We start from the raw sequence: 24,792 nt of genomic DNA on the forward strand, positions 1-24,792 counted from the left end.
TCCGTGATTCCGAACATTACCCAGGGCGACCGCATGGCGGGTCTGATGATCTACCTCGCGGGACCGGGGCGGGCAAACGAACATGAAGAACCGCACCTCGTTGCGGGCGATTCGGCGCTTATAGCCTGGCATGATGACAACGAGCTGAACCGCGATGCTGCCCTGGATATTGCCAACGCACTCGACCGGGCCAAGCAGTTTTACAAGACCGAGGTCGACGGCGGCCACGTCTTCCACTGCTCCCTGAGTCTGGCCGCAGAAGAAGGCCAGCTCACCGACGAGCAGTGGGGCGCCATCGCGAACGACTTCATGAAGGAAATGGACTTCACCGAGGACGGCGGCAAAGCCCCCGCCCGGTGGGTCGCCGTCCGCCACGGACTGAGCAAGAACGGCAACGACCACATCCACATCGTGGCGTCCATGGTCCGGGACGACGGCACCAAATGGAACAGCTGGAAGAGCAAGTACAAGTCCCAACAGGCGGCCCGGGCACTGGAGAAGAAGTACGGACTGAACGCTGTCGGGACCCTGCGTGCCGAGCGCGGATTCACCCCGGCTGAACAGTCCAAAGCCATCCGCGAGGGACTGCCGGAAGTCGAGCGCCACAGCCTCGCCCGCAAGGTGCGCATCTGCGCCGGCGCATCGACAGATGAGGCAGAGTTTGTCCGCCGGGCACGCCAGGAAGGAATGCTCGTGCGTCCCCGCTACGCGGCCGGGCGTACCGACGTCGTGACCGGCTACTCCGTGGCCGAACGCCCCCGCAAGGGAGAACGCGCCGTGTGGTTCGGCGGCAACTCGTTAGGACGTGACCTGTCGTTGCCCAAGCTCCGGGCCGAATGGGAAAGCACCCCTGAGTCAGCGGAGAGCGCTGTCGCGGAATGGAACGCCGCGGCGCGCAACCGCCGGCCGGTCAGCCCCGGCCGGGAGACGCTGCAACCATCTGCTGAGCTGTGGAAAAAGTACGCCAACGACGTCAGTTCCCTCCGGGAGAAACTGGCCACCACCGGCCACGATGATCACGCCGCCTGGGCGCAGGCAGCCCGTGAGACTTCCGCGGCGTTCGGTGCATGGTCCAAGCGGATCGAACCGACACCGGGACCGCTCGCAGACGCCGCCCGAGAACTCGCCAAGTCCGCCCAGCTGCGCCGGTACCCGGCACGCCCGACAGTGTCCCTGCCGTCCGCACGCGGGGCCACCATGATCCTCCTGGCCGCGACCTCCAAGAGTGACCGCGCCGCCTATGCCCTCATGTTCCGGCAGCTCGCCCAGACAGCAAGAGCCATCCATGACATGCACAAAGCCACCGACGATCTGCGCCGGATCCGGGGACTCTCCACAGCCGTCCGGGCTGCCAGCAAGATTGTCGAAGCCAGCGCCACCGCACAGACACTCAAGGCACAGCCGACGTCCATGGAGACGCTGCGCCAACAGCACCCGGAAGCGTCCGAGGAAGCCCTCAAATCAAGGCTCCTGGTCGAACGTTCACGAGGCGGCTCACTGCTGCCTCCCGTTCTGACCCGACCGGATGCGGCGCAGCTGCAGGGTGCGCAGTCACGGACCGAAGAGACCCGCGGTCAGAACAATCCAGGCATCGAGCGATAGGGGAAGAGCATGAGCGAAGCAGACGGAATGGAAGACGCAGTGGAGACGGCGATGCGTACCGGGCTGATGGTTGCCGGCCGCATCGGCGAGCAGCTTGCCAGAATGCGCGAACAGGAACAGCGCACCATCGCGGCAGCAGAGGAACAACGGGCCCGGGAGCTGCAGGAACGTTTCGACGCCCAGCGCGCTGCCGCCCGGGCCCAGCTGGCGCCGGTCTCCCGCGAGGACTGGTGGGACAAAGCTAGCCCCGAAATGATCGAACGGGTGCACGAGACGGCCACCGCGTGGAAGGCCTACCCCGAAGCTGCGCAGGCGGCCGAGAAAATTAGCGAACAAGTCCAGAGCCGTTACGGCATCGACGTGAACAACACCGGTGCGGACGAGGCCTCCGTATCCGAAGCCCTAGCCCGGGCACAGCAAGCCCGCCTTGAGGTCGAAAGTGAACGCATCAAAGAATCGGCCGCGCGCACCGATGAGGTCGTGGCCGGCGCAGCAATTGCCGGCGCCAACCGACAAGACCGGGCAGACAGAAACGAGCCGGCTTGGGATACTGCCGAACGGCGCCGGCAGCTGTCCGAAAGCCTTGAGGGCAAGGGCGACCGCGAAGCCGTAAACTCCCGCCTCCTGGCTGACAAGCACCAGGGTACCCATCCCGCAGGCGCTGTCGCGCAGAAACCCTCAGGAGCCACCACATCGAGGATGGCTGTAAAGAGCGGCCAAGACCGCACCTTGCAACGGGGTGGACTTGAGCGTTGAGAACCAACACCACCTATGAAGCCGGCTAGCCCGGAGATAGGCCACTAGTGCCTCCTCGCGCACGGCCTGCGCTGACATGGCGGGCAGATGATCAGGGTTGCTCTGGTGCGCGTCGGGGACCCGGCAGCTGCACTATTGCTTGGTAAGACATCCGATGTATGGCGATACCATCATTTCTATGGCAGTAACGGATGAAGCAATCGGGAAAATCAAGGGCATGCTCCTGCGGGGTGAACTGAGCGCGGGGGACAGGCTGCCGCCGGAGAAGGAACTGAGCGAGCGACTCGGCCTCTCACGAAGTTCCCTCCGGGAGGCCGTCAAGGCACTGGAGCTAATCAGGGTTTTGGACGTCAAGCGCGGGGACGGCACTTACGTCACCAGCCTGGACGCGCGATTGCTGAATGAGGCCCTCGCATTTGTTGTGGACCTCCACCGGGACAAGTCCGTCCTGGAGCTCTTCGAGGTCAGACGCATTCTCGAGCCCGCAGCGGCAAGAATGGCGGCTGGTGCAATCGCGGCCGAGGATCTGCTGGCACTTGACGCAACTTGCGACGGCATCAATGAAAACACAGAGGTGGAGGACCTCGTGGCCCATGACCTCGAGTTCCATCGGATTATCAACAGGGCTGCCGGTAACGCGTACTTGGAAGGCCTGCTGGATGCCCTTTCCGGCAGTACCGTGCGGGCCCGCATTTGGCGTGGTCTCACGCAGGATCGGGCTGTTGAGCGCACGCTTACGGAACACAGGGCGATCGTTGAAGCCCTCAAAGGCGGCGACGGTGAATTGGCCCAAGCACTGGTGTTGGTCCACATTAGCGGAGTGGAGAGCTGGCTCAGGCAGGCTCTGTAGAGGACTGCTTGCCTCTGGTGCGCGGGGCAGCCCGATTACCATCCCGCCAGCAACGAGCTAAACCATTGGTACGCTCTCCGCCGCGACCGCAGTGCCGTGGGAGCGGTTCCTCTCGTCGGGCGCGTTGTCGTACTGAAGCTGGTCGCGTGGGCCGGCTACGTCGGAGCACACTGCGCCGGTCCATGCCGGCCCGTTGGGAAAGCTGTAGGTCGTCAGCGACTGCCTGTGCATCTCTGTGCCGGCGCCCGGTTCTGAGGGCGGCCAATAGCAGCCGCCACGGACGTCGACGGGGGAGATGAAGTGCTCATGTAGGTGGTCAACGAATTCGATCGTGCGACCGTCCTTGTCGGCCGAAACGGCGATGTAGTCGAACATCGACAAATGCTGCACTGCTTCACAAAGGCCAACACCGCCGGCATGCGGACATACGCGGACGCCGAACTTGGCAGCGAGCAGGAGGATGGCGATGTTCTCGTTCACCCCTCCTACCCGGGTGGCATCGATCTGAAGTATTTCGAGGGACTTTGCCTGCAGTAGTTGCTTGAACATCACACGGTTGTGGACGTGCTCTCCGGTCGCTACGGGTATGGGGGCGACGCCCTTGGCGATGGCGGCGTGTCCCAGGATGTCATCCGGGCTCGTGGGTTCTTCGATCCAGGCTATGTCGTACGGGGCGAGATGCCGTACCCATTCGATGGCCTCCTTTACTTCCCATCGCTGGTTGGCATCGATGGCGATGCTAATGTCGGGCCCGACCGCCGCTCGGGCCACTTGAACGCGACGGATGTCGTCAGATAGCGAATTTCCCACCTTCAGCTTGATCTGTTTGAACCCGTCAGTAACGGCCTCGCGTGCGAGGCGGGCAAGCTTCTCGTCGCTGTACCCCAGCCACCCGGGGGTGGTGGTGTAGCCGTCGTATCCCTCCCGGAGGAGCCGGGCGCGTCGTGCAGCCCGTCCGGGCTCCGCGCGGCGGAGGATTTCCAATGCTTCTTGGGGGGTGAGGGCATCAGTGAGGTAGCGGAAGTCCACCAAAGCCACGATTTCTTCGGGGCTCAGTCCAGCCAACATTTCCCACAGGGGGAGACCCGCAAGCTTGGCTTTCAAGTCCCACAGGGCGTTGATCACAGCACCTATCGCCATGTGCATAACGCCCTTTTCCGGGCCGAGCCAGCGCAGCTGGGAGTCGTGGACCAGCAGCTTCCACGTCGCTCCCATGTCCGCCAGCAGCTCGCCAACGTCCCGTCCGAGGATTTGGGGACGCAGTGCGGCGATCGCGGAAGCTTCGACCTCATTCCCCCGCCCAATGGTGAAGACAAAGCCGTGGCCCTCCAGCCCATCATCCGCATTGGTGCCGATGATCAGGTAGGCGGCCGAGTAATCCGGATCTGCATTCATCGCATCTGAGCCGTCCAGGTCCCGGGAGGTCGGGAACCGAATGTCGAGGACTTCCAGCGAGGTAACGATGCTCAAGATGCTCCTAGTGTGCGGCAGCGGTGTGTGGCGGCCGGGGCGCGGCGCCAAACACGGGGAGGTAGGGGGATTATCAGACCAAAGCTAAACATCGGATGTTTAGGCTTGTCAAGGTCGATAAATTTTGTATTATTGGGATAATCGCCTTCAAAGCTCGGATGTTATTCCGGTCCATGTGCAACTTTCAGAGGAAATTATGAACATCAGATTGATCCGAATCGGGGAACGCGGCAACGAGGAACCGGCGGTGATCATGGTGGACGGAAGCGATGATGGGAAGTACTTCAGCCTCGCTTCCCTGACTCCCGATATAGATGGGCCCTTCCTTGCGGCTGACGGCATTGCGCGAACACGGCAGGCCTTGGCGGCAGGGGAATTGCCCGAGATATTGGTCTCGGGTGCTCGAGTGGGATCACCCATCACCCGTCCCGGGTCGATCGTTTGCATCGGTATGAATTACGCCGCCCACGCCGCTGAATCAGGCTCAGCACCGCCTGAGACGCCGGTGGTTTTCCTCAAGCCGGCCAATACTGCGTGTGGACCGTTCGACGCCGCTCCCATCCCGCCGTCGGCGGAAAAATACGATTGGGAAGTCGAGCTCGGAGTGGTCATCGGACGTGAAGCCAGCTATTTGTCGGACCCCGAGGAGGCGTCGAGCTGCATCGCGGGATACCTCGTCGCGAATGATCTCTCCGAACGCGAATACCAGCTGCCAGGTGACGCCGGCCAGTGGACAAAGGGCAAGTCCCTCCCTGCTTCCACGCCCCTGGGCCCGTGGCTGGTTCCCGCGGACCAGGTCGACCCAGGACGGTTGAGGTTACGGTCCCTCGTCAACGGAGAAATACGGCAGGACTCCTCGACAGCTGATCTGCTTTTTGACGTCCCGACCCTGGTCCACCACGTCAGCCAATACATGCTCCTGGAACCCGGCGACGTCATCCTTACCGGGACTCCTGAGGGAGTGGCACTGTCCGGACGGTTCCCGTATCTCCAGCCGGGAGACGAGGTGGAACTCCATATTGAAGGCCTCGGTCGCCAACGCCAGCAGTTCTATCGTGAAGGCGTAACCCAGTGACGGCCTCCGTAGAGGGTTCTTTGAACAGAGAGTTCGAGGGGCTGGTTGCTTTGGTGACCGGCGGAGCGTCAGGGATCGGAGCAGCGATTGCAGATAAGCTCACCGAGTGCGGCGCGAGGGTGGCAGTCCTCGATCTAATCCCGGATGGTTCACCCCACTTCGGAGTCGAATGCAACGTGGGGGTAGACGCTTCGGTGCAGGCCGCCGTCGCCAGCGTCACAAGGCGTTTCGGCAGGCTCGACATCGTGGTCAATAACGCAGGGATCGGGGCAACTGGCGACATCGCCGCCAATGACGATGACGAATGGGCTCGCGTGCTGGACGTCAACGTTGTCGGAATAGCCCGAGTGGTGCGGGCTGCCCTCCCGTCGTTACGCCAATCGCCCGCGGCCGCGATCGTAAACATCTGTTCTATTGCTGCCACAGCTGGACTCCCCAACCGTGCACTGTATTCAGCTTCCAAGGGCGCCGTGCTTTCTCTGACCCTCGCCATGGCGGCTGACCATGTGCGTGAAGGCATACGCGTGAACTGCGTGAACCCCGGAACAGTAAACACGCCATGGGTGTCCCGATTGCTCAGCCAAGCGCAGGACCCGGAAGCGGACCGTGCTGCACTCCAGGCCCGTCAACCCCATGGAAGGCTCGTAGAGGCCGGGGAAGTGGCGGAGGCAGTGGCGTATCTGGCGAGCCCGAGATCAGGGTCGACCTCGGGAACCGCGCTGGCTGTCGACGGCGGCATGCAGGGACTGCGCCTAGGTCCCATCAAGTAATCTCCCCGACCCGGAGTCCCGGCGGCATGCGTGGTGTCCGGGGCCAGGCAGTTAGGGCCATATCCGGCCGGAGCGGAATCCGCGAAACACTGCACCGGCGAAACGCGGGAAGCGACGGGGCTGACCGGCCGGCCCGCTGGTCAGCCCCGGTAAGTTTACGGCTTCGGCGTTGGTGCTCAGCTGGTCAGGGAGTCTCTGTGCGCACGAGCCCCTCGGACGCCAGTTCCTCCCAGAGTGCTTCGGGGATCCGCGTCTCGAAGAGCGCGACGTTGCGGGAGACCTGTTCAGCGGAGCGTGCCCCGACGCAGACGGTCGAGACCGCCGGGTGACGAATGGGATAGTGGACCGCGGCCGCGGGTAATGCTACTGCGTGCCGTTCGCAGACATCGGCGATGGCGTTCACCCGCGACAGTACATGGGCCGGGGCGGGCCCGTAATTGTAGGTTGCCTGGGTGGAGGGCCGGTTCCGGGCAAGAATGCCCGAGTTGAACACCGCGGCTGCGACGATCGACACTCCACGTTCGGTAGCGGCCGGAATGAGGTCGTCGAGCGCGCCCTGGTCGAGAAGACTGTAGCGGCCTGCGCACATCACGACGTCCAGGTCAGTCTCCCGTACAAAATCGGCAAGCATCCGGGACTGGTTCATACCCGCGCCGTAGGACCTGATGATGCCTTGTGAGCGGAGTTCTTCTAGTGCGGGAAAAGCCCCTTCCAAAGCGTCGCGGTAGTAGTCGTCAGGGTCGTGGACAAATACGACGTCGATGTAGTCCACACCTAGCCGAACCAGACTCTGCTCGATGCTCCGCAGAACCCCGTCGCGGCTATAGTCCATCCGACGGGTCAGCGGTGAGCGCACCGCGAACCCTTCGGGGTCTTCTTTGACCCCTTCCGGGTTATCCACCAGCAGGCGTCCGACCTTCGTGGAGAGAACATAGTCCCCACGGGGGCGGCCATCCAGAGCTGCGCCAAGGCGCTGCTCTCCGAGCCCTAGCCCGTAGTGGGGGGCAACGTCGAAATAGCGGATTCCCGCATCCCAGGCGGTGTCGACCGCTGCATGTGCATCTGTCTCGGTGATCTGACGCCCGAGGTTGGCGATCGGGGCAGCTCCGAAGGAACAGGGCCCGACGCGCAGACCTCGGTTGCCGAGTGGCCGGCCGGCAGTCAGGGCACGCCGGATGTTTTCCCCTGTGCCAGGTGTCGGGTGTTCTGCTTGGGACGTCATTGGAGTTCCTTCGGGGGCTGGTTGATCTGCAGACCGGCGGAGCGCCTGTCCGGCATTTGGTCTAATTGGGGCAGGTGGTAGACGCGGCCGGCAGTACCTCCGAAGAACGCGTCGTGCTCGGCTGTTGACAATGTGGCTGCCGCAGCGGAGGCAAGGTCGTATACATCGGTGTAGCTCGCTGCGAGCAGGCACACGGGCCAGTCCGAGCCGAACAGAGAACGCTCTGCACCAAAGGAGGAAAACACCTCTTTGGCATAATCGGGCAGGCTCTGTGAACGCCACCGACCGTGGGAGGCTTCCGTGACGAGTCCTGAGACTTTGCAGCTGACTTGCTCATGGGCTGCCAGGCGGTTCACCCACTCTCGCCACTGGTCCCACTCGCCCGAGGAAATCGACGGTTTGCCAGCATGGTCCAATACCAGGGCAAGGTCAGGGATGAGTTCGGCCAGCCGGATAGCTGCATCGGCTTCGCGGCGGCGGATGAGCAAATCAAAGACGAGACCGGCATCGCGCACCGCGGACAGGCCGCCAAGTACGTCGTCGCGCAACAGCCACCAGGGGTCTGGTTCGTCGTGCGTCTGATGGCGGATGCCCACCAGCCGCCCGGGCAATTCCATCAGCTCCGAGAGCTGATCCGCTACGTCCGGGGCAGATAGATCTACCCACCCCACAACACCGGCGACGGGATTCTGCCTGGAACTGACGCCCAGAAGGTCCCGGGTTTCCTCCATCTCGGACGTGGCCTGCACCGCTATTGTTGCCGCGACCGGAGTGGGCGCCGCCGCCTGCTGGAGATCGTCGACGTCGAACCTCCTGCTGATTTCGGCGACGCTGTCGTCCATCCACTCGTAACTGCGCACGGCTGGATCCCACAGATGATGGTGGGCATCGACTACGGCAGGGCCATTCAATGGTTCGGCGGTCATTGACAAGTTCTCATTCGAACTCCAGTGTTCGGGAAGGCTTTAAAGTTCTGCCGGGCGTATCGGTAGCTCCCAGACCAGCGGCAATCCGCTGTCCGAGTCTGTATAGCTCTCTTGTGCCTGAAGCAGCTCCGCTATCTGTTCCTGCCAGGCAACGTCGGCAGGTTCAGCGGCCAAGGCTGCTTTCATCATCGCGAAATCATCCACTTCGACCCAATGGAATAGGTCGAGCCCGTCCCGCCAAATCCGCCAGCTCTTGACGCCGGCGCGGCGTAGAGCCGAATCAAGTTCTGTCGGGATGACCGCGTGCACGGCTTCGTATTCGTCAATGCGTCCCTCTTTCAGGCGGGTATGCAGTGCAATCACCTCCACAGCTGACTCCAACTGCGCGAGTGGCACATCGATGCGTGGAAACTTATGCGTGTTTTGGACAGTCCAACGCCTGTCGTTCCGGGATTGGCGTGCAGCGCAGACACGACCGTGTGGGAACCAGCTGAATGCGAGAGGGGATCGTCGTGTTTTTCCAGGGGGCGCTGAGGACCCGGCCTCGCCACGCATGGCTTGCCCACGCCCGCTTCCCGGATAAATCGAGGACATGTCAGATTCGTTGAAATCATAGAACCCTCCTGTTATCGACAGCGTCCCGATCCCAATCGATGCCGAGCCCTGGGGTCTGGGGGGCAAGGGCATGGCCGTTTTCGATGGTCATCTCCCCGTGTGTGACTGCCCGCAGCTGGGGTATGTGCTCTACATACCGCCCGTTTGGGACGGCGGCAACCAGACTTACGTGGAGTTCCATGAGGAAGTGGGGACAAATGGACACGTTGAACGCCTCCGCCAGGTGCGCGACTTTGAGCCAAGGCGTGATACCCCCCACTCTCGCTACGTCGACCTGCACGATGCCAGCCGCTCCGCGCTCCAGATAGTCCCGAAACTGCCCGACGGAGTAGAGGGACTCCCCGACAGCGATGGGAATACTTGTCGACGCGGCCAGCCGTACATGGCCGGCTACATCGTCGGCGGGCAGTGGTTCCTCCAACCAGAACAGATCAACATCCTCGAAGGCGTGCGCGCGACGAATCGCTTCAGCAGCAGTCATCGATTGGTTGGCGTCAACCATGATGTCCATGCGGTCACCGACGGCGTCACGTACGGCGAGCAAGCGTTCTTTGTCTTCGCGGGCATTGGGTTTTCCTACCTTGAGCTTGAGCCCTCCCCATCCGGCGTCCCGGGAAGCGAGGGCTCCCCGGACAAGTTCATCGGTCGTCAGGTGCAGCCAGCCGCCTTCTGTGTCGTACAACGGGACTGCCTGGCGGAACCCGCCGGCGACTTGCCACAAGGGCGCCCCCGCAACTTTGCACTTCAGATCCCACAACGCCGTGTCTACTGCCGCCAGGGCCAGCGAGGTGATGGCCCCGACAGTGGTGGCCCTGGTTGATGCGAAGAGCGTGTGCCACAGGTTTTCTATGTGGCTCGAATCCCGGCCGGGAAGTTGGGAGAGCAGGTGCTGGCGCAGCATCGACAGTACTGCGTGGCCGCCCGTTCCGATCGTGTAGGCGTAACCGGTCCCGGTCATACCGTCGTCTGTGTCAATCTCGACGAATACGGTCTCTTGTTTGAGGAAGCTTTGAACGGCATCGGTGCGGACTGTCTCGACCTCTAGGTCGACCAGGTAGGCCCGGGCGGCAGTGATGATGGGCATGGTGGGCGGTTTCCTATTCAGCTTGCTGGATACGGCTCAGCGGTAAGCCTTGTGAAAAATGGTTGAACAGCCGTGGCTCCGGGGCTGTCCCTCCCGACTCGGAGGTCGCAGCCAGGCCGCGGAGCCCCCGTGGGTCCTTGATTGGAGGCAGGACCTGCACGCGACGGCAGGCACTTAGTGCCTTAGTGATTTTTTACCGTCGTTCTTCTGGCAGCCAGCGCTCCCGGAGGTCCGGCCGCAGCCAGGCCGCGGGAGAGGAGATCATCAAACCTCCGTCCACCGGCAGGCTGGCCCCCGTGATGAAGGATGAGACGGGCGTGGCAAGAAACTTCACGGCTTCTGCGACTTCTTGTGGCGTACCGGTGCGGCCGAGCGGGTAACCGTCCTGCGGAGGGTATGGGGGCGCTTTGATGGTTCCCGGGACCACGGCATTGACGCGGATGCCGCGCATGCCGTATTCGAACGCAAGCTGCCGGACGAGTCCTTCCAAGCCGGCTTTCGCTGTAGCGTATGCCGGCAACGCTGGTGCCGCGATGTGTCCATTTACCGAGCTCACCGCGACGATGGTGGATCCCGCGCTGAGGTGCGGAAGAGCAGCCCGTGAGACGAAGAACGCTGTGTCGAGAACGGACGCCAGCGATGAACGCCACATCTCGTCGGTCGTTTCCTCCGCGCTTGCCATCGTGATGCGTGCCGCCGCGAGCACCACGGTGTCAAGGCCGCCCATCGACTCGATTGCCCACTGCACAACCCGGTCAGCTTCCGTGGAAACAGCGACGTCCGCGACAGCAAAGTGAGTGTAGTGCTCGGTGCGTGAGTGGTCGAGTCCGACGCCGGCAACTTGACCGCCGGCGGCCGAGAATATATCGGCAATCGCTGCAGCGATCTCGGAATTCGCCCCGACGACCAGCACCCGGCGGGGAGCCGCAGCGGCGGTCACAGGACCGCCAACGGCTTGGCCAGAGAGGGCAAGTGCAGATCCGCGAGAATGTCGGCCAGCGAAGCGCGGGTACGGTCGTCGATGGGCGATGCAGGGTAGCGAACGAACGGGTTTTCAATGAGGCCCCGGGCCACGAGAACTTCCTTGTGAACTGCCCAGGCAAGGCCCGGCTGGAGGCCGAAAAGAATGAGGGGAAGCAGACGCTGGAAACCTTGGCGGGCCTCGGCAGCCCGGCCTGCGGTCCAGTCGCGCAGGACTGGCTGCAGCACGTCGGAAAACTCACACGCCGGCATAGTGCCGACGGCTCCACGGGCATACTCCTCAAGCACGAACTGTGAATTGAGTCCGCCAACCACTGAGAATTCGGGGTCGGTCACGGCGCTGAGGACCAAGTCGATCTTGGGCACTGTCGGGGGTGCCTCCACCTTCGCGGACTCAACCCCAGGGATCCGGCTCAACTCCGCAATGATGTGCGGCGGAATCGCCACCCCGGTCATGTTGGGAGCGTCCTGCACCATGATCGGAACCTCGACGGCGGCGGCCAATTCAGCGTAGAACGCCGGCAGAGTGCCGGCGGCGGGCTTCACCATGTAGGGAGGAATGACCATAAGGGCATCAGCGCCTCCGTCCTGGGCCTCGAGGGCCAGCTCGATGGAAGTCGCAGTGGATGTGCCGCTCACCCCGGCGATGACGGGGATTTCATCGGCGGTGACTTCCCGGACGGAGTTCAGAATTTCCCGACGTTCGGGCCGGGTGAGGGCGAATCCTTCACTGGCCATGCCGAACACGGCGACGGCGGTAACGCCCGCCTCGAGCTGGAACTGGGTAATGGACCGAAGGCCCGGCAAATCGAGCGAACCGTCCGCCTGGAACGGTGTCGCGAGGATGGGCATGAGCCCGCGCAGCGAAGTGGGCACGGTGGCCGACCTTTCTCTTTGCAAAATGGACATTCACATTATGCATTATCCTGCCATAATATGGCCGAGTGTGGTCACTAGTAAATACCCATCAGAATTGGACCTACGTATGACAGCTCTAGCCGACCGCATCAGCATCGAGAAGTACGCCCAGGCCGAGTCTCCCCGGTGGACCGCGCCGAACGAACTGGCTTGGGTGGACTTGATTACCAGCACGCTGCACGTAGGGCGCTTTTCTGGAGGAGTGGTCGTGCCCGAGCGGGCGTTCCAGGTGCGTGGTCACATCGGATCGGCGGCTCGGGTGAAGGGGAGCGAGGACTGGCTGGTAGGAGCTGGCAGGGCCTTCCACCGCCTTTCGACGGCCGGCGAGTCACTTGAGATCGCCGCACTCCCAGTCGGGGGCGGCGTGATGAACGACGGCGTGTGCGATGCCACGGGTCGATTTTGGTCAGGTACCCAGGCAGTTCCACGAGAACCCGTGGCAGCTTTGTATTCCCTGGAGACCGACGGAACGGTCGTGGAGCGGCTGAACGGCGTGACAGTTTCCAACGGGATTTGCCTCACTCCTGATGCAAGGACCCTCTATTACATCGATACGCTCCCTCACCGCACCGTCGACGCGTTCGATATTGGACCGGATGGCACGCTTTCGGGCCGGCGCACAGTTGCGCGTATAGACAACGGCAACCCCGACGGCATGGCGATCGATGAAGACGGTTGCCTATGGGTGGCTGTCTGGGATGCCGGAGAAGCTATTCGCCTCGACCCCCGCGGCCGGATCATGCAGCGCGTTCGGGTGCCGGCGCTTCGGCCCACCGCGGTCGCACTGGCTGGCGACATCCTGGTCATAACGACGGCCAGCGTCGGCGTAGAGGACCACGCTGACGGGGGCGGCTACCTTTACGCTGTAGCCGCCCCGTCGGCGGGATGCCTCGCTCCGCGATGGGGCTGAGGCCGGGCCCTGGGCGCCTGGCTAGTCAGCGATAAAGCTCCGAACTGCGTCTTCGTCCACCTCCACGCCGAGCCCGGGCGCGTCGGTCACGGTATAGCTCCCGTCGGGGGCCGCCTCGAGCGGTTGCCCGAGGATGCGGCTCGCGACCGTCATGGTGTGTGCCTGATACTCAAAAGCCAGCAGTGAGGGCGTGGCTGCGGACACGTGCAGTCCCGCAGCCATCGCGATTCCGAGGGCCGCAGAGTGGTGCGGCGCGACACGGCCGTGGAACGCATCAGTTAGCCCGGCGATCGCCATGCCCTCGGTGATGCCCGTCCGTGCAATATCGGGCTGGCTGATCTGCATTGCCCGGCGTTGCAGCCAGTCGGCGAATTCGAACCGGCTGCGCATGGCCTCGCCAACTGCGACCGGCGTCGCGATGTGGGCAGCGAGGTCCCGATGTCCCTCGGCGTCCTCCGGCGCCAAGGGAGCCTCAAAAAACCAGGCGTTCCGCTCATCCAGGCCACGACCCAGGGCTTTGGCCTCGCCCAGGGAATAGGACCAGTGTGCATCGACTGCGATGCGCGCATCCGGCACTGCGCCCAGCACGGCGTCAACGGTGGCAAGGTCGGACTTCACCCCGCGACCGAGGTGGAGCTTGATGTTCCGCACGCCGCGCTCGGCGAACTCCGCGGCGGTGTCGGCCCGCTCGGCGTCGTTGTCTCCGCGCAACCCTGAGAGATAAGTAGGGATGCTTTCACGGAAGCGACCGCCGATGAGATCGGCGACCGGGCGGCCTTCGGCACGGCCGCGGAGGTCCCAAAGTGCAATGTCAACTGCGGCCATGGCGTCTGCCTGATGGCCGGTCAGATGCCCGCGCTCACGCATCGACTCCGACATTCGATGCCAAAGCACGGGCACATCCCGGGCATTCTGGCCGATCAGCAAGGGGCACAGCAGCCGCTCCACCACCTGCGCCGCGACGTGCGGGGCGACTGGAGCAAGCGCCTCACCCCAGCCGACAACGCCGTCCGCAATGACCTTGACCACCAAGGTCTCATAGCCCGCGGAGTACAGGCTTCGATATGGGGGGTTGAGGAGGTATTTGCGGCCATCGGCGCGCCCGTTCGCACCCAGGTAGTTTCCCTGCACAGGGTCGACATAGAGCGGGAATGCCTGCACGAGTTCGATAATCATCGGAGCCGCCCCTATCCGAGCATCCGGCTCGTGGACGCGCTGTACCCCAACGCAACCGAGACTTCGTCGCATGCCTCAATGATGAGCTGGGCCAATTCAGCCTGACGAGGCGTGCCGACACCCACTGTTGAGAGCGATCCGGAGATCGACATGGCGGCCACGGCCGCGCCGCCCTGGTCCCGGATCGGCGCCGCCACGCAGGCGCGTCCGAAGGTGAGTTCCTCAACTTCGGTGGCGTAACCGCGTCCACGAATATCCTCAACCGCAGAAAGCATGGTCTCGACGTCGACGATCGTGCGCGGCCTGTAGCCCACCCGCTCGGTCTCGAAGTACGCCCGGATCCTTGCATCATCCCAGGTCGCCAGAAGGGCCTTGCCCATGGCAGTAGCGTGCAGCGGCCCCACCCGCCCGGCCATGGAGAATGATTTCGGAGACCGCTCGCCCTCGAAGTTCGCCAAGTAGTAGAGGGAATCATCACTGAGCTCGGCAATGTTGACCCCCAGCCCGGTTCGCTGGGCGAGGTTCTGGGCGATCTGTCGGCCGGCGCGGTAGATGACCGAACCGTTCAGTGCGACGCTTCCCAGGCTGATCGCCGTCGGTCCCAGACGGTACAGGCCGGTCCGCCCGTCGTGGACCACAAGGCGGGTGCGTTCCAGCGCCGACATCATGCGGGACACCGTCGACTGGTTGAGTCCGGTTTTGGTGCACAGTTCGGATACCCTCAACTCGCCGGCTTCGTCGCTGAAGCAGGCCAGGAGCGCCATTGCTCGTTCAAGGGCTTGTGTACCGCCCGGTTCCTTCGTCGTCATGACTTCCCTCCGCTTTCGGCCCTATTGTACGGGCTCCCTTTCACCACCATCTTAGCGCCTTTGTGAGATATATATTCATTTGGTGGATATCTAATGCGCATTGTGGTTTACTTCTGGCGAGGACCGAAAGTGTGAGACGGATCCCACAAGACCAGGACTTTGCAGAACTCTGCAGAACTGTGCCACAGAGAGGTAGCACGATGAAGAATCCCCATAAAATGCTGGGAGTCGCTGCCGCGGCAGCGGCTCTCGCGATGACGCTTAGCGGCTGCATCGGATCGGCCGCATCCAGCGAAACCGCCGCCGCCCCGGAGGGTAAAGCCGGCGGTGAAGTCCGTGTCCTCATCAACTCCGGCGGCAACGCCAAGTGGCTCGAGGCGGCCATCCCGGAGTTCGAGAAGGCGAACCCGGACTTCGATATCGTGCTGGATGTCCAGGAGGCCGCTGCCATTCGCGACCGGAGCGTTCAACTCTATGCAAGTTCGGACGCCCCGGACCTGGCCATGGGCCAGTGGGTTACACAGCAGTACCAGACGCTGCTCAATGCCGGGGCACTCTCGGACGTTACGGATGTCTGGAAGAACAGCGGCCTGGCGGACAATAACACCGAGCAGGTCAAGGCAGGTTGGACCAAGGACAACGTCCAGTATGGCCTGCCGCTCACAAAGACCTGGACGCCGGTGATCTTCTACAACAAAGCCCTCTTCCAAGAAGCCGGCATTGAGGCTCCCACAGGGGCGCCCACCGCGGAGGAGTGGGATGACATCATTTCCAAGCTCAAAGCTAAAGGCCTGCAGCCGCTCGCTGTGGGTGCCGGAACAGGCCAGGCCGGTGCGATGCACTTCCTCCTCGCCCGTACCCAGGTGCACGCCAGTGCCACGGAGTGGGAGAAGTTCACAAAGCCCACAGTTGATGCCGAGGTAGTCAAATCGGACGCTTTCCGGGCCGCGATGGATGACCTCGTAACCTGGAACAAGGCAGGCGTCTTCGCGAACGGGTCTGCCACGTCACAGGAGGCGCAGGCCGTCAGCCTGTTCACCGCCGGCGGCGCCGCAATGCTCTCGATTGGCGTCTGGGGCGACGGAATCATCGACTCCCAGAAGGTTCCCTTCGAAACGGGCTGGATGCTCTACCCCTCCGCTGAGGAGAACGCCAAGTTCCTCACAGTCAACACCGGCGGGCTTGTCATCCCGAAGAGCGCGAGCAACGTGGCCGGAGCCAAGAAGTTCGCCGAGTACCTGGCCAGCGCGGACGGCCAGGCGCTCCTTGCCAGCTCAAGCAGCCAGGTACCGACACGAACCGACGTCGACGCAGGCACCCTCGCCAGCGCCCTGCTTCCCAACACCAACGAAATGCGGGAGGCATTCACGAGCATTGGGGAGGTCAGCCCTTGGGTTGATGCCCGGCTATCGCCGGCGCTGATGGACGGCCTCTCGAAGGTCATGGTCGGCGAGCTCACGGCCGACCAGTTCATCGACGAACTACACGCGAAACTATCCAAGTAGGACAGGATCCGAATGAACTCCACGACGAGGGTCGCGGCACCCCCCACTCCGCGCCGCGACCCTGGCCCCCCGTCCCATCCAACGCCGCGACGAAAAGCCGCCCGGGTCCGCACACGGCTTAACGGCGCCCTGTGGTGGGCGCTGCCTGCCGTCCTGCTCACGCTGGTATTTATCGTTTATCCGATGGTCGAAACCATAAGACTTTCTGTCTATGAGTGGCCGGGGCTCGGACCGCTGACCTTTGTCGGGCTCGACAACTACACCAACCTCCTTAAAGACAACGCGTTCTGGTCTTCGCTCAAGAACAACCTGCTGTTTGCTGTGCTGCTCACAGCCGGAACGATAGGACTCGGACTGGTCTTCGCCCTGGCAATCGCAGGTCGAGTCCGGTTCTGGCGCGCCTACCAGTTCATCATTTTCCTGCCGCACATTCTTCCGGTCACGGTCGTAGCAATTTTGTGGACTAACTCCCTCGATCCAAACTTCGGATGGCTGACGCAGCTTCTGCGACCCATCAACCCGCAGTGGAGCGACCTCCTCGGCAACCCCGAGACGGCCATGATGGTGATCTGCCTCGTGAGCATCTGGCAGCACGCCGGATTCCCGATGGTGATGTTCGCCGGCGCCCTCTCAAGCCTTCCCGCTGAGCTGATAGAAGCGGCACGCCTCGACGGCGCCAACGCCACGCAGCTGGCGTGGCGCATCCAGCTTCCGCTGATCAAAGACGTGATCGCAACCGTGGTGCTGCTGCAGATGATTTTCTCTTTCAAAGTCTTCGACATCGTCCAAGCGATGACCGCCGGAGGTCCCGGCTCCTCCACCGAGGTACTCGGCACATTGATCTACCGCAGCGCATACACCGACGGGGACTTCGGAATGGCTTCGGCCACCGCCGTCCTGGCAAGCGTGATCATCACCGTGATCTCCTTTGTGTACCTGTCCTTCCTTCGCCCGGCAAAGATGGAGCGACACTAATGATCGTTGCAGGCAAGACCCTAAAGATAGCCGGCCAGGTTCTCCTGGCCGCGTGGGCAATCGCCGTTCTCGTACCGCTTGCTCTGGCGGTACTCGCATCGCTGAAGACCAACACCGAAATCTTTGCGAACCCCTTCGGCATTGACCTGGCGAACCTGCGCTGGGAAAACTACGTGAGCGCCTGGAATGGCCCTCCTGGTGGCGGGCCACTGTGGCAGTACGTAATGAACAGTGTTATCGCCACCTCATGCACCCTGCTGATCGGCGTAACCCTGAGCACCTTCGCCGCATACGGGCTGGCCAGGGCCGGAGGACGTGTCGGCATGCTCGTGACCCGGCTGTTCACGTTTATCTTGACCATCCCATTGCTAGCAATCCTGGTGCCGATCTTCTTCATCGCCGGGTCGCTGGGCCTTCGCAACAGCGCCTGGGGAATCAGCGTCATTTATGCGGCCTTCGTCGTTCCACTGGCGACCCTCCTGCTCCGACCGTTCTTCGCGTCGATTCCCATCGAGCTCAGCGAAGCGGCGCAGCTGGACGGAGCCGGCCAGATCCGAACCTTCTTCGCCGTCTACCTTCCGCTGGCGTGGCCTGCGATCCTCAGTGTGTTCATCATCGAATTGATCGGGTTCTGGAGCGAGTTTGGCATCGCCCTCGTTCTGCTGACGGAGCGAGAGAGCAAGACGCTGCCGGTTGGCCTGCTCGCCTTCAAGGGCGAATTCTTTACCGACCTCGGGGTGCAGTTCGCCGGACTGCTCCTGGCAGCAGCCCCATTGGTCGTTATCTATTTCTTCTTCAGCAAGCGCATCATGGCGGGCCTGTCCGCCTCCGGCATGCTCAAGTGATAACCGAGAACCCGGCGGACCGACGGTTACCGCCCAACGGTCCGCCGGGCACTCCATTGCTTGAACACCGTGCTTCACGCCATCCGCTGCCAACGACAAAAACTAGGAACTCCGACCATGCCGCTATCCCTGAACCCGACGCTCCGTGACCGGATAGCCGATGCTGACCGCCCACAGTACGGGATGTGGGTGTGTTCCGGCAGCCCACTCATTGCGGAAATCTGCGCAGGTGGCGGCCTCGATTGGCTACTCATCGATATGGAGCACACACCCAACAGTCTGGAAACGACACTGGCACAGCTGCAGGCCGTTGCCGCGTACCCGGCGACGCCGGTCGTCCGCTTACCGTCCGCAGACGCAGTCACCATTAAGCGGGTCCTCGATCTCGGTGCGCAGACCATCATCGTGCCCTCCATCTCCTCCGCGAGCGAAGCACGCGAGCTGGTTCAAGCCGTACGCTACCCGCCGCAGGGACAACGGGGGGTGGGCAGCGCGCTTGCCCGTTCAGCACGATGGAATCGAGTGGAAGACTACCTCGTCAACGCCGACTCCCACACTTCACTGTTCGTTCAGATTGAAACTAAGGACGGCGTCCTCGCCGCGGCCGAAATCGCCGCAGTCGATGGCGTCGACGGCGTCTTCGTCGGCCCTTCCGACCTCGCCGCCTCGATGGGGCTGTTAGGTCAGCAAATGCACCCTGAAGTCCAGGCTGCAGTGCTCTCGACTTTTGCTTCTGTCCGAAGCGCAGGGAAACCTGTGGGCGTCAACATTTTCGATCCGTCCATTGCGCGCAGATACGCGGATGCTGGTGCCTCCTTCATGCTGGTCGGAGCGGATGTCGCGATGCTGGCACGCGGCAGCGAGAAACTTGTGGCCGATTTCATGCCCGCAGTGGCAGGCGAGGTCCCTTGCAGCATCGCGCTTCCGGCCCGTGTTGCGGTTGTCGGCAACAAAGAACCGGTCAGTGTCCATGCTTGATGTCATTGCAGTCGGCGAGACGATGCTCGCCATCACCCCCGTCGACGGCGACCTGGCCTCAGCATCGGTATTCCGGGCTAGTTCTGCCGGCGGTGAATCGAACGTCGCTGCGAACCTCGCAGGTCTCGGGCACCGAGCGGCATGGGCATCCCGCGTCGGCGACGACCCGCAGGGTCGCCGCATTCTCATCGAATTAGCAGCCCACGGAGTCGACCTGTCCCCAGTAGTCATCGACCCGGCCGCACCGACGGGCCTGATGCTCAAAGATCCAGCGCCGGGCGGCTCCACCGTGCAGTACTACCGCACGGGTTCGGCCGCTGCCGCAATGGATAGGGGATTTCTCGACCGTGCTGTCCTCGAATCCACCAGGGTCGTGCACACGACGGGAGTCACGGCAGCACTCTCGGCCTCGTGCGCACGAATGATTGATCGTCTGATCGACGACGCGCACGACGCGGGCATCGAGTTCTCATTCGATATCAATTACCGCCCGAAGCTATGGGGCGGGGGTGGCGCTGCCGCGCACCTGCTCGCCATCGGTCGCCGCGCCGACCTCGTGTTCGTCGGCCGCGACGAGGCCCAGACGCTATGGGGGACCGGAACAGCCGAAGCCGTACGAAAGCTGCTGCCCGAACCCCCGCTGCTCATCGTCAAAGATGCCGACGTCGGGGCAACACTTTTCGAACGCGACCTGCCCGCAGTCTTCGTCCCGGCCCACGTCGTAGAGGTCATAGAGCCCGTCGGTGCCGGCGATGCCTTTTCTGCCGGCTTCCTTTCGGGCTACCTCCGGGGGATTCATCGATCTGAAGCGCTTGACCTGGGACATCTCGCGGCCGCCCGAGTGCTGGCGACCGTCGGCGATCTACCGGAAATCAACAAACTGCCCCAACTCGCACGTCCCTCTAACTTGAAAGGAGCTGGGTAATGACGCATCCCACCCCTGCAAGCGAATTCGGCACTTTACTCGGCGAGGCTCCGGTGATGGCCATCCTGCGCGGATACGGAACCGAACGCACCCTTGAACTCTCGCGGGTAGCCTGGTCCGTCGGCATCACCTGTATCGAAGTCCCGCTCCAATCGCAGCGCGATGCCGAGACCTTGGCTGCCGTCGCCGAGGCCGCCGCAGCTGAGGGCTGTGTGGTCGGAGCCGGCACAATACTCGATGTCAATGCTGTCTCTTTCGCGAGAAGCCTGGGCGCCGCCTTTACCGTCAGCCCCGGATTCGATCCTGAGGTTGCTCGCGCTTCACTCGACGCCGGTATGCCGCATCTGCCCGGTGTCGCCACCGCGACCGAAGTGCATCATGCCCGTCGATTCGGTCTAGGCTGGCTGAAAGCGTTTCCCGCCTCAGACCTTGGCGCCGCGTGGATCACGGCGCTTCGGGCACCCTTTCCCGACGTACGGTTTGTGGCGACCGGCGGTATCTCGGCAACAAACGCCCAGGACTTCCTCTATGCCGGAGCGTCCGCTGTGGCCGTCGGTTCGGCGTTGTCGGATACCGCACAACTGAATCTCCTCGGAGTGCTGAGCCGAAGGAAATCAGGCGTCTGACTGCGGACGCGCTCCGTCCCATGCCCTCCGTTAGTGGATTGCTGGTCGAACAAAATGTTCCCCCCATAGTCAGCACCGCCAGTGGTAGTCGCGCCAGCGAAAACCGCCCTTAAAGCCAGGCCGGCCAGCCCTCACTTGACGAGCCTCGTTCATGACGCTGAAATCTGGCTCGGAACCAGGCCAGGGGGAGAAGTGGGTCTGTCCGAGGTGTTGACCAAGGAGGTAGGGGGAGTGGAGGGCCATGCATCATTGCCGAGAGCCGCTGCTCGGTCTGAGACCGAGTGCGGCCGGTCCACGCCGCCGAGCGACTTGATAAGCGCGGTGACGGGATCCAAAGCACAACGGATGGACTAAGCGTTTTCAGCGCGGGCTGCAGGCAGCTCGAACCATCAAGCTCTCCTCCGTCCGAACTGCCACTGGGAGAGTTCAGGGACGCCCGCTTCGGGTTGTCCAGCTCCGCTGGGTTGGGGGGCAGATGGCCGAGTCTCGCAGAAATCCAAGGTCGTTGATCCGAAAGATGTGGAACTAGCGCCGCCTTGGTCCGCTTCGTTGAGACGATTTCGATCCGGCGGAGGCTGAACTCAGGCAGGGCAGGCGACAGCGGACTCCAGCGGCCGTGTCAGTGAAGGACCCGACCACGTCCCGTCGCCCTGGCGTTACTGCACCCGACGTTCCGGCCGACAGAATCAGCTGAGCAATCTGCCCGGCATCCGGGGGCCTGAGCGAAGTGCATACCGTGCTCAGGCCCCCGGGGCTTCGATCCTATAGACGGCTACTCCCACTTCCTTGGGCAATGGGTCGAGAGCAGCTGAAGCAGCTGACCGATCGCCGGCAAGCGGCCACGGCCAGGCTTGCTAGTCGCGGGTGAAGGACATGGTGTCGATGAGTGTCCACTGGCCGCCGGATCCCTTGGCCGAGAGGGCCACAGTGGCTTTGCCGTTGGTGACCTGCACGTTCGGAATTGTGATCTGCGTCCATGTGCTGGTGGTTGGAATGGTCACTATTTGTTCGGTGCTGCCGTGGTTAAGGACGCGAAGGAGGTTGTAGTCCTGACCGCCTCCGCTTTTGACCCGCGCAGAGAGCGTGTAGGTGCCGTTAGGCAAAAACTCGAGGTTCTGCTTGGTGGTGATGGTGAAGGGAGAGTCCGAACCAAGCCGCAAGGCCCGCGTCCCGGCATGGACGTCGTCGGTTACCAGGTTGCTGGCGGCCCTGTCGCCATTTTCGATCCAGCCCGGCACAAGATGAAGCCCGGGGTAGGAGTTGATGGGGCGGGTATCGAAGTGTGAGTTCCCGAGGTAGTGGTTGCCTGTCTGCGGCTTTGCATAGAAACGGAAGTAGTCGAACTCCACCTGTCCCGGAAGGGCGGCCGGGTTGTTGTTCGCGCTGTAGGGAAGGGCCGTGAGCCAATGATTCATTGGTGAGAATGAGTGGCCGCTCACGGTTTGGTCGATGTAATGGACCTGTTGGCCGTTGATGAAGAAAGTCAGGCTTGTTGGGGTCCATTCGTAGGCGTAGGTGTTCCAGGCTGCGAAATCGATGCCAAGGGTGGATTCGGTGTAGTACGGCGATTTGACCTGTGTGACCCCTTCCGATTGCTTGTAATTGCCCATGTTCATCCGTTGGTTCGAATCGTGTTCAAATCCGTCGATCTCGAACACCTGGTTGTACTCAGGTGCTGTCGCTGCAGCGATGTCCGCGTTGATCCGGGGGTCGCCGGCCGCTCCGGCGATGTCCTTACGTAAGCCCATGCTCCAGAAGGAGGTATGGAGTCCGTTAGTCGTGTCAAAAAGTTTGGCGCGGGTTTCGTAGTAGCCGTAGCCGAATTGTTTGCGGGAAATCAGCCCGCCACTTTCGTAGTCGAGGGTCCCGTCACCGTTGATGTCACGGTCCCGCGTGTAGTCCAGCCGTAAAGAGCCCCCGCTCGTGGATACCGACTCGGAGGTCATGTAGCCGGCAGCGTATGGGCCGGTGATGCGGTAGTACCAGTCATTGGCATTGACCGCGGTCCCGTTGAACTCGTCGGCATACTTCAAGGAGTAATCCGTCGGGACGTATGACAGCGCAGTTGACGTTGTGCCTGCCGTTTCGTCGCCAGCCTGGGCCACTGCTGGGGCGACGAGCAGTGACACCGCCATCAGGGAAAAGGCCGCTAATTTGCTCGATCTAGGAAAAAGAACCATATCCATCTCCGAATCATCTATTCACCATGCGAGTGCATAGTGCCAAGAATGAATGCTAGTCGCGTATGATGAATCTCACAACGCAATTTTTGTTCCGTAGGAGTCCGCCATCCATCCCCGGTGGAACTTCGTCCGTCTCGGCCGGCGTCATCTTGGGTGTAGCCGCCAGTCGGTCCGGATCATACGGCGGTGAAGCGGGTGGGGACCGCGCTGGCCAAGGTGGGAGCAGGATTATTCAAGACGCAATGGATCGCATCGTCGTAGTCGTTCAGACACGAAGGGAGCTTGACGCCGCTCTCGACAAAGCATTGGAGATTTTGAAGCCCGTGGCTGTAACCGGGCGACTCGGGATCGTGGTGACACGGCTCGGACCGGGCCGTTATGAGGCGCGACTCGACGCCGAGGGGCGACCTGGGATGACGAGGGAATGCTGGGGAGCGGGTTGCGATGAATCACGGTAACGTTCCCGTCACTACTGCTACATCAGCCGGTCTGATGGATTGCGAATGCCTGTCGGAGGGTCAGGGCGGCAACCCGTTGGGGACAACAGTTGAGCGAACCGGGCCTAGGCGTCCCCTCACGGGCTGTGAGGTCGAAACATTTCTCATGCTTGTGCCGGGGAGTCGAATCTTCGCCTTAGACCCGGAGTCCGGTGAGGTTTGGCGGGGATGGGTTGATACGCCCTTTCTGGAACACGGTTTCGTGTGGGTGTTCACAGATTTGGGCGAGCGAAAACTGATCGACATTGCCGTTCATCGAATTTCGCAACCGGACAATCGCTACGTATGTGGCGACGAGCGCCCGGAACACGGGAGGACCTGATTTTGCGCACCGCTGGGGGATTTCACTGGAAATGCGGATCGGCGAGTTGACCGCTGATGCACTCACCCCCGGCCATCCTCGACAGAAAGTGACAGCAGTATGAGAGACAACCCAGCTGACAGCGACGCGTACAATCCGCGCCGCCTGCCCGTTCCAACTGCCGGCGGCACTTACCCTGGGCGCGCGAATGCTGGCGGAAAGCGGTATGACCTGGCCGCGGAGCTCGATGAGCTGCGAAACGGCCAGCAAGCGGTCCCGAAGCTCTTGGAGGAGATAGAGGACCTCGCCGTCGAACTGAAGAGGAAAGTGACTCGCTTTGCCTCATTCTGCGAGGTCCAACCGTTCGAGTCGGCTTCAGCCGCTGCCAACGCGGCCGCCGTAGAATGGGCCCACGAAGCCCTCGAGGATATCGCCGCGACAGCGCTGGGCATGGAACTGGCCTCCGGGCGGGCTCTCATCCGGGCAGGCCGGACCGGTCTTCGCAGTCCGCTGGAAACCGAGCTGCAGGATCTGCTGTTGTGTAGGGACTTTTATTCCAGATGGAGAACCGCGGATCGTTGAGCGGTCCGGAGATTCGGGAGCGTTTTACCCAGTTCTCAAGTTTGACCGCATTATTGATTTTGCTCAGCGGATGTTGCCGAGATGGCAGAACTTCCGCGGGATCATGCGCTTTCATGGGCCCTCACCCACCGTGCGGCTTGCTTGGCTGCAACAAATTTCCCCTCGGTGACGCCGCCGCCATGGAGGAAGGGGAGCGTCCTCGTCGCTTTCC

Annotated in this window: 23 protein-coding genes; 13 read left to right on the top strand and 10 right to left on the bottom strand. The window is 62.5% G+C overall.

Going from position 1 to position 24,792, the window contains the following annotated elements; genetic code table 11:
- Positions 1-3 precede the first annotated feature (3 nt).
- The 3 genes from ACTWQD_RS16315 to ACTWQD_RS16325 all read left to right on the top strand — a co-directional run bounded on the left by ACTWQD_RS16315 (position 4) and on the right by ACTWQD_RS16325 (position 3,208).
- A complete protein-coding gene (locus ACTWQD_RS16315) occupies positions 4-1,602 on the top strand; it encodes a relaxase/mobilization nuclease domain-containing protein (RefSeq protein ID WP_443197176.1) in 1,599 nt (532 codons plus the stop codon).
- Positions 1,603-1,611: 9 nt separating this feature from the next.
- Positions 1,612-2,358: a hypothetical protein gene (locus ACTWQD_RS16320; protein ID WP_443197177.1), complete on the top strand. Its 747-nt coding sequence runs from the start codon at positions 1,612-1,614 to the stop codon at positions 2,356-2,358.
- Positions 2,359-2,536: 178 nt separating this feature from the next.
- Complete coding sequence (locus ACTWQD_RS16325) at positions 2,537-3,208, top strand: FadR/GntR family transcriptional regulator (RefSeq protein WP_443197178.1); 672 nt, start codon at positions 2,537-2,539, stop codon at positions 3,206-3,208.
- Positions 3,209-3,265: 57 nt separating this feature from the next.
- Here the strand turns inward: ACTWQD_RS16325 and ACTWQD_RS16330 are convergent, their stop codons facing one another.
- Positions 3,266-4,678 (bottom strand): enolase C-terminal domain-like protein, encoded by a 1,413-nt coding sequence (locus tag ACTWQD_RS16330; RefSeq protein ID WP_443197179.1) that lies wholly within the window; start codon positions 4,676-4,678, stop codon positions 3,266-3,268.
- Between the two features lie 196 nt (positions 4,679-4,874).
- Between ACTWQD_RS16330 and ACTWQD_RS16335 the strand changes: the two genes are divergently transcribed.
- Positions 4,875-5,753: a fumarylacetoacetate hydrolase family protein gene (locus ACTWQD_RS16335; protein WP_443197180.1), complete on the top strand. Its 879-nt coding sequence runs from the start codon at positions 4,875-4,877 to the stop codon at positions 5,751-5,753.
- Entirely contained in the window at positions 5,750-6,523 is a 774-nt protein-coding gene (locus ACTWQD_RS16340; protein WP_443197181.1) for an SDR family NAD(P)-dependent oxidoreductase, read from the top strand. Before ACTWQD_RS16335 ends, ACTWQD_RS16340 begins: the two co-directional genes overlap by 4 nt.
- A 184-nt stretch (positions 6,524-6,707) precedes the next feature.
- Here ACTWQD_RS16340 and ACTWQD_RS16345 read toward each other — a convergent pair whose 3' ends face one another.
- The 6 genes from ACTWQD_RS16345 to ACTWQD_RS16370 all read right to left on the bottom strand — a co-directional run bounded on the left by ACTWQD_RS16345 (position 6,708) and on the right by ACTWQD_RS16370 (position 12,203).
- The gene (locus tag ACTWQD_RS16345; RefSeq protein WP_443197182.1) at positions 6,708-7,745 is read right to left on the bottom strand and encodes an aldo/keto reductase; all 1,038 of its coding nucleotides are present in this window, start codon (positions 7,743-7,745) and stop codon (positions 6,708-6,710) included.
- Positions 7,742-8,671, bottom strand: a complete 930-nt coding sequence (locus ACTWQD_RS16350) for an amidohydrolase family protein (RefSeq protein ID WP_443197183.1) — start codon at positions 8,669-8,671, stop codon at positions 7,742-7,744. The genes ACTWQD_RS16345 and ACTWQD_RS16350 overlap by 4 nt, the downstream gene beginning before the upstream one ends.
- A 39-nt stretch (positions 8,672-8,710) precedes the next feature.
- Positions 8,711-9,040, bottom strand: coding sequence for an L-rhamnose mutarotase (locus tag ACTWQD_RS16355; RefSeq protein WP_443197184.1), 330 nt, complete (start codon positions 9,038-9,040; stop codon positions 8,711-8,713).
- 241 nt (positions 9,041-9,281) lie between these two features.
- A complete protein-coding gene (locus tag ACTWQD_RS16360) occupies positions 9,282-10,370 on the bottom strand; it encodes a mandelate racemase/muconate lactonizing enzyme family protein (RefSeq protein WP_443197185.1) in 1,089 nt (362 codons plus the stop codon).
- Between the two features lie 193 nt (positions 10,371-10,563).
- Positions 10,564-11,310, bottom strand: a complete 747-nt coding sequence (locus tag ACTWQD_RS16365) for an SDR family NAD(P)-dependent oxidoreductase (protein WP_443197186.1) — start codon at positions 11,308-11,310, stop codon at positions 10,564-10,566.
- Positions 11,307-12,203, bottom strand: coding sequence for a dihydrodipicolinate synthase family protein (locus ACTWQD_RS16370; RefSeq protein ID WP_443197187.1), 897 nt, complete (start codon positions 12,201-12,203; stop codon positions 11,307-11,309). The genes ACTWQD_RS16365 and ACTWQD_RS16370 overlap by 4 nt, the downstream gene beginning before the upstream one ends.
- On the opposite strand from ACTWQD_RS16370, the gene ACTWQD_RS16375 reads away from it, so the two are divergent.
- Positions 12,202-13,179 carry an SMP-30/gluconolactonase/LRE family protein gene (locus ACTWQD_RS16375; protein ID WP_443197188.1) on the top strand — a complete coding sequence of 326 codons (978 nt, stop codon included), beginning with the start codon at positions 12,202-12,204 and terminating at the stop codon, positions 13,177-13,179. The genes ACTWQD_RS16370 and ACTWQD_RS16375 overlap by 2 nt on opposite strands.
- 21 nt (positions 13,180-13,200) lie before the next feature.
- On the opposite strand, the gene ACTWQD_RS16380 is transcribed toward ACTWQD_RS16375, so the two are convergent.
- Positions 13,201-14,355, bottom strand: a complete 1,155-nt coding sequence (locus tag ACTWQD_RS16380; RefSeq protein ID WP_443197189.1) for a mandelate racemase/muconate lactonizing enzyme family protein — start codon at positions 14,353-14,355, stop codon at positions 13,201-13,203.
- Between the two features lie 11 nt (positions 14,356-14,366).
- On the bottom strand, positions 14,367-15,164 hold the full coding sequence (locus ACTWQD_RS16385; protein WP_443197190.1) for an IclR family transcriptional regulator: 798 nt from the start codon (positions 15,162-15,164) through the stop codon (positions 14,367-14,369).
- Between the two features lie 200 nt (positions 15,165-15,364).
- Between ACTWQD_RS16385 and ACTWQD_RS16390 the strand changes: the two genes are divergently transcribed.
- The 6 genes from ACTWQD_RS16390 to ACTWQD_RS16415 all read left to right on the top strand — a co-directional run bounded on the left by ACTWQD_RS16390 (position 15,365) and on the right by ACTWQD_RS16415 (position 21,018).
- Entirely contained in the window at positions 15,365-16,669 is a 1,305-nt protein-coding gene (locus ACTWQD_RS16390; RefSeq protein ID WP_443197191.1) for an extracellular solute-binding protein, read from the top strand.
- 183 nt (positions 16,670-16,852) lie between these two features.
- Positions 16,853-17,644 carry a carbohydrate ABC transporter permease gene (locus ACTWQD_RS16395; RefSeq protein WP_443197192.1) on the top strand — a complete coding sequence of 264 codons (792 nt, stop codon included), beginning with the start codon at positions 16,853-16,855 and terminating at the stop codon, positions 17,642-17,644.
- On the top strand, positions 17,644-18,489 hold the full coding sequence (locus tag ACTWQD_RS16400; RefSeq protein WP_443197193.1) for a carbohydrate ABC transporter permease: 846 nt from the start codon (positions 17,644-17,646) through the stop codon (positions 18,487-18,489). Before ACTWQD_RS16395 ends, ACTWQD_RS16400 begins: the two co-directional genes overlap by 1 nt.
- 117 nt (positions 18,490-18,606) lie before the next feature.
- A complete protein-coding gene (locus ACTWQD_RS16405; protein ID WP_443197194.1) occupies positions 18,607-19,467 on the top strand; it encodes an HpcH/HpaI aldolase family protein in 861 nt (286 codons plus the stop codon).
- Complete coding sequence (locus ACTWQD_RS16410; protein ID WP_443197195.1) at positions 19,460-20,392, top strand: sugar kinase; 933 nt, start codon at positions 19,460-19,462, stop codon at positions 20,390-20,392. Before ACTWQD_RS16405 ends, ACTWQD_RS16410 begins: the two co-directional genes overlap by 8 nt.
- Entirely contained in the window at positions 20,392-21,018 is a 627-nt protein-coding gene (locus tag ACTWQD_RS16415; protein WP_443197196.1) for a bifunctional 4-hydroxy-2-oxoglutarate aldolase/2-dehydro-3-deoxy-phosphogluconate aldolase, read from the top strand. Before ACTWQD_RS16410 ends, ACTWQD_RS16415 begins: the two co-directional genes overlap by 1 nt.
- 854 nt (positions 21,019-21,872) lie before the next feature.
- Here the strand turns inward: ACTWQD_RS16415 and ACTWQD_RS16420 are convergent.
- Positions 21,873-23,204, bottom strand: a complete 1,332-nt coding sequence (locus tag ACTWQD_RS16420; RefSeq protein ID WP_443197197.1) for a hypothetical protein — start codon at positions 23,202-23,204, stop codon at positions 21,873-21,875.
- Between the two features lie 915 nt (positions 23,205-24,119).
- On the opposite strand from ACTWQD_RS16420, the gene ACTWQD_RS16425 reads away from it, so the two are divergent.
- On the top strand, positions 24,120-24,581 hold the full coding sequence (locus tag ACTWQD_RS16425) for a hypothetical protein (RefSeq protein WP_443197198.1): 462 nt from the start codon (positions 24,120-24,122) through the stop codon (positions 24,579-24,581).
- Positions 24,582-24,792 lie beyond the last annotated feature (211 nt).

Source organism: Pseudarthrobacter sp. 1C304 (assembly GCF_052245515.1).
Lineage (GTDB): Bacteria > Actinomycetota > Actinomycetes > Actinomycetales > Micrococcaceae > Arthrobacter.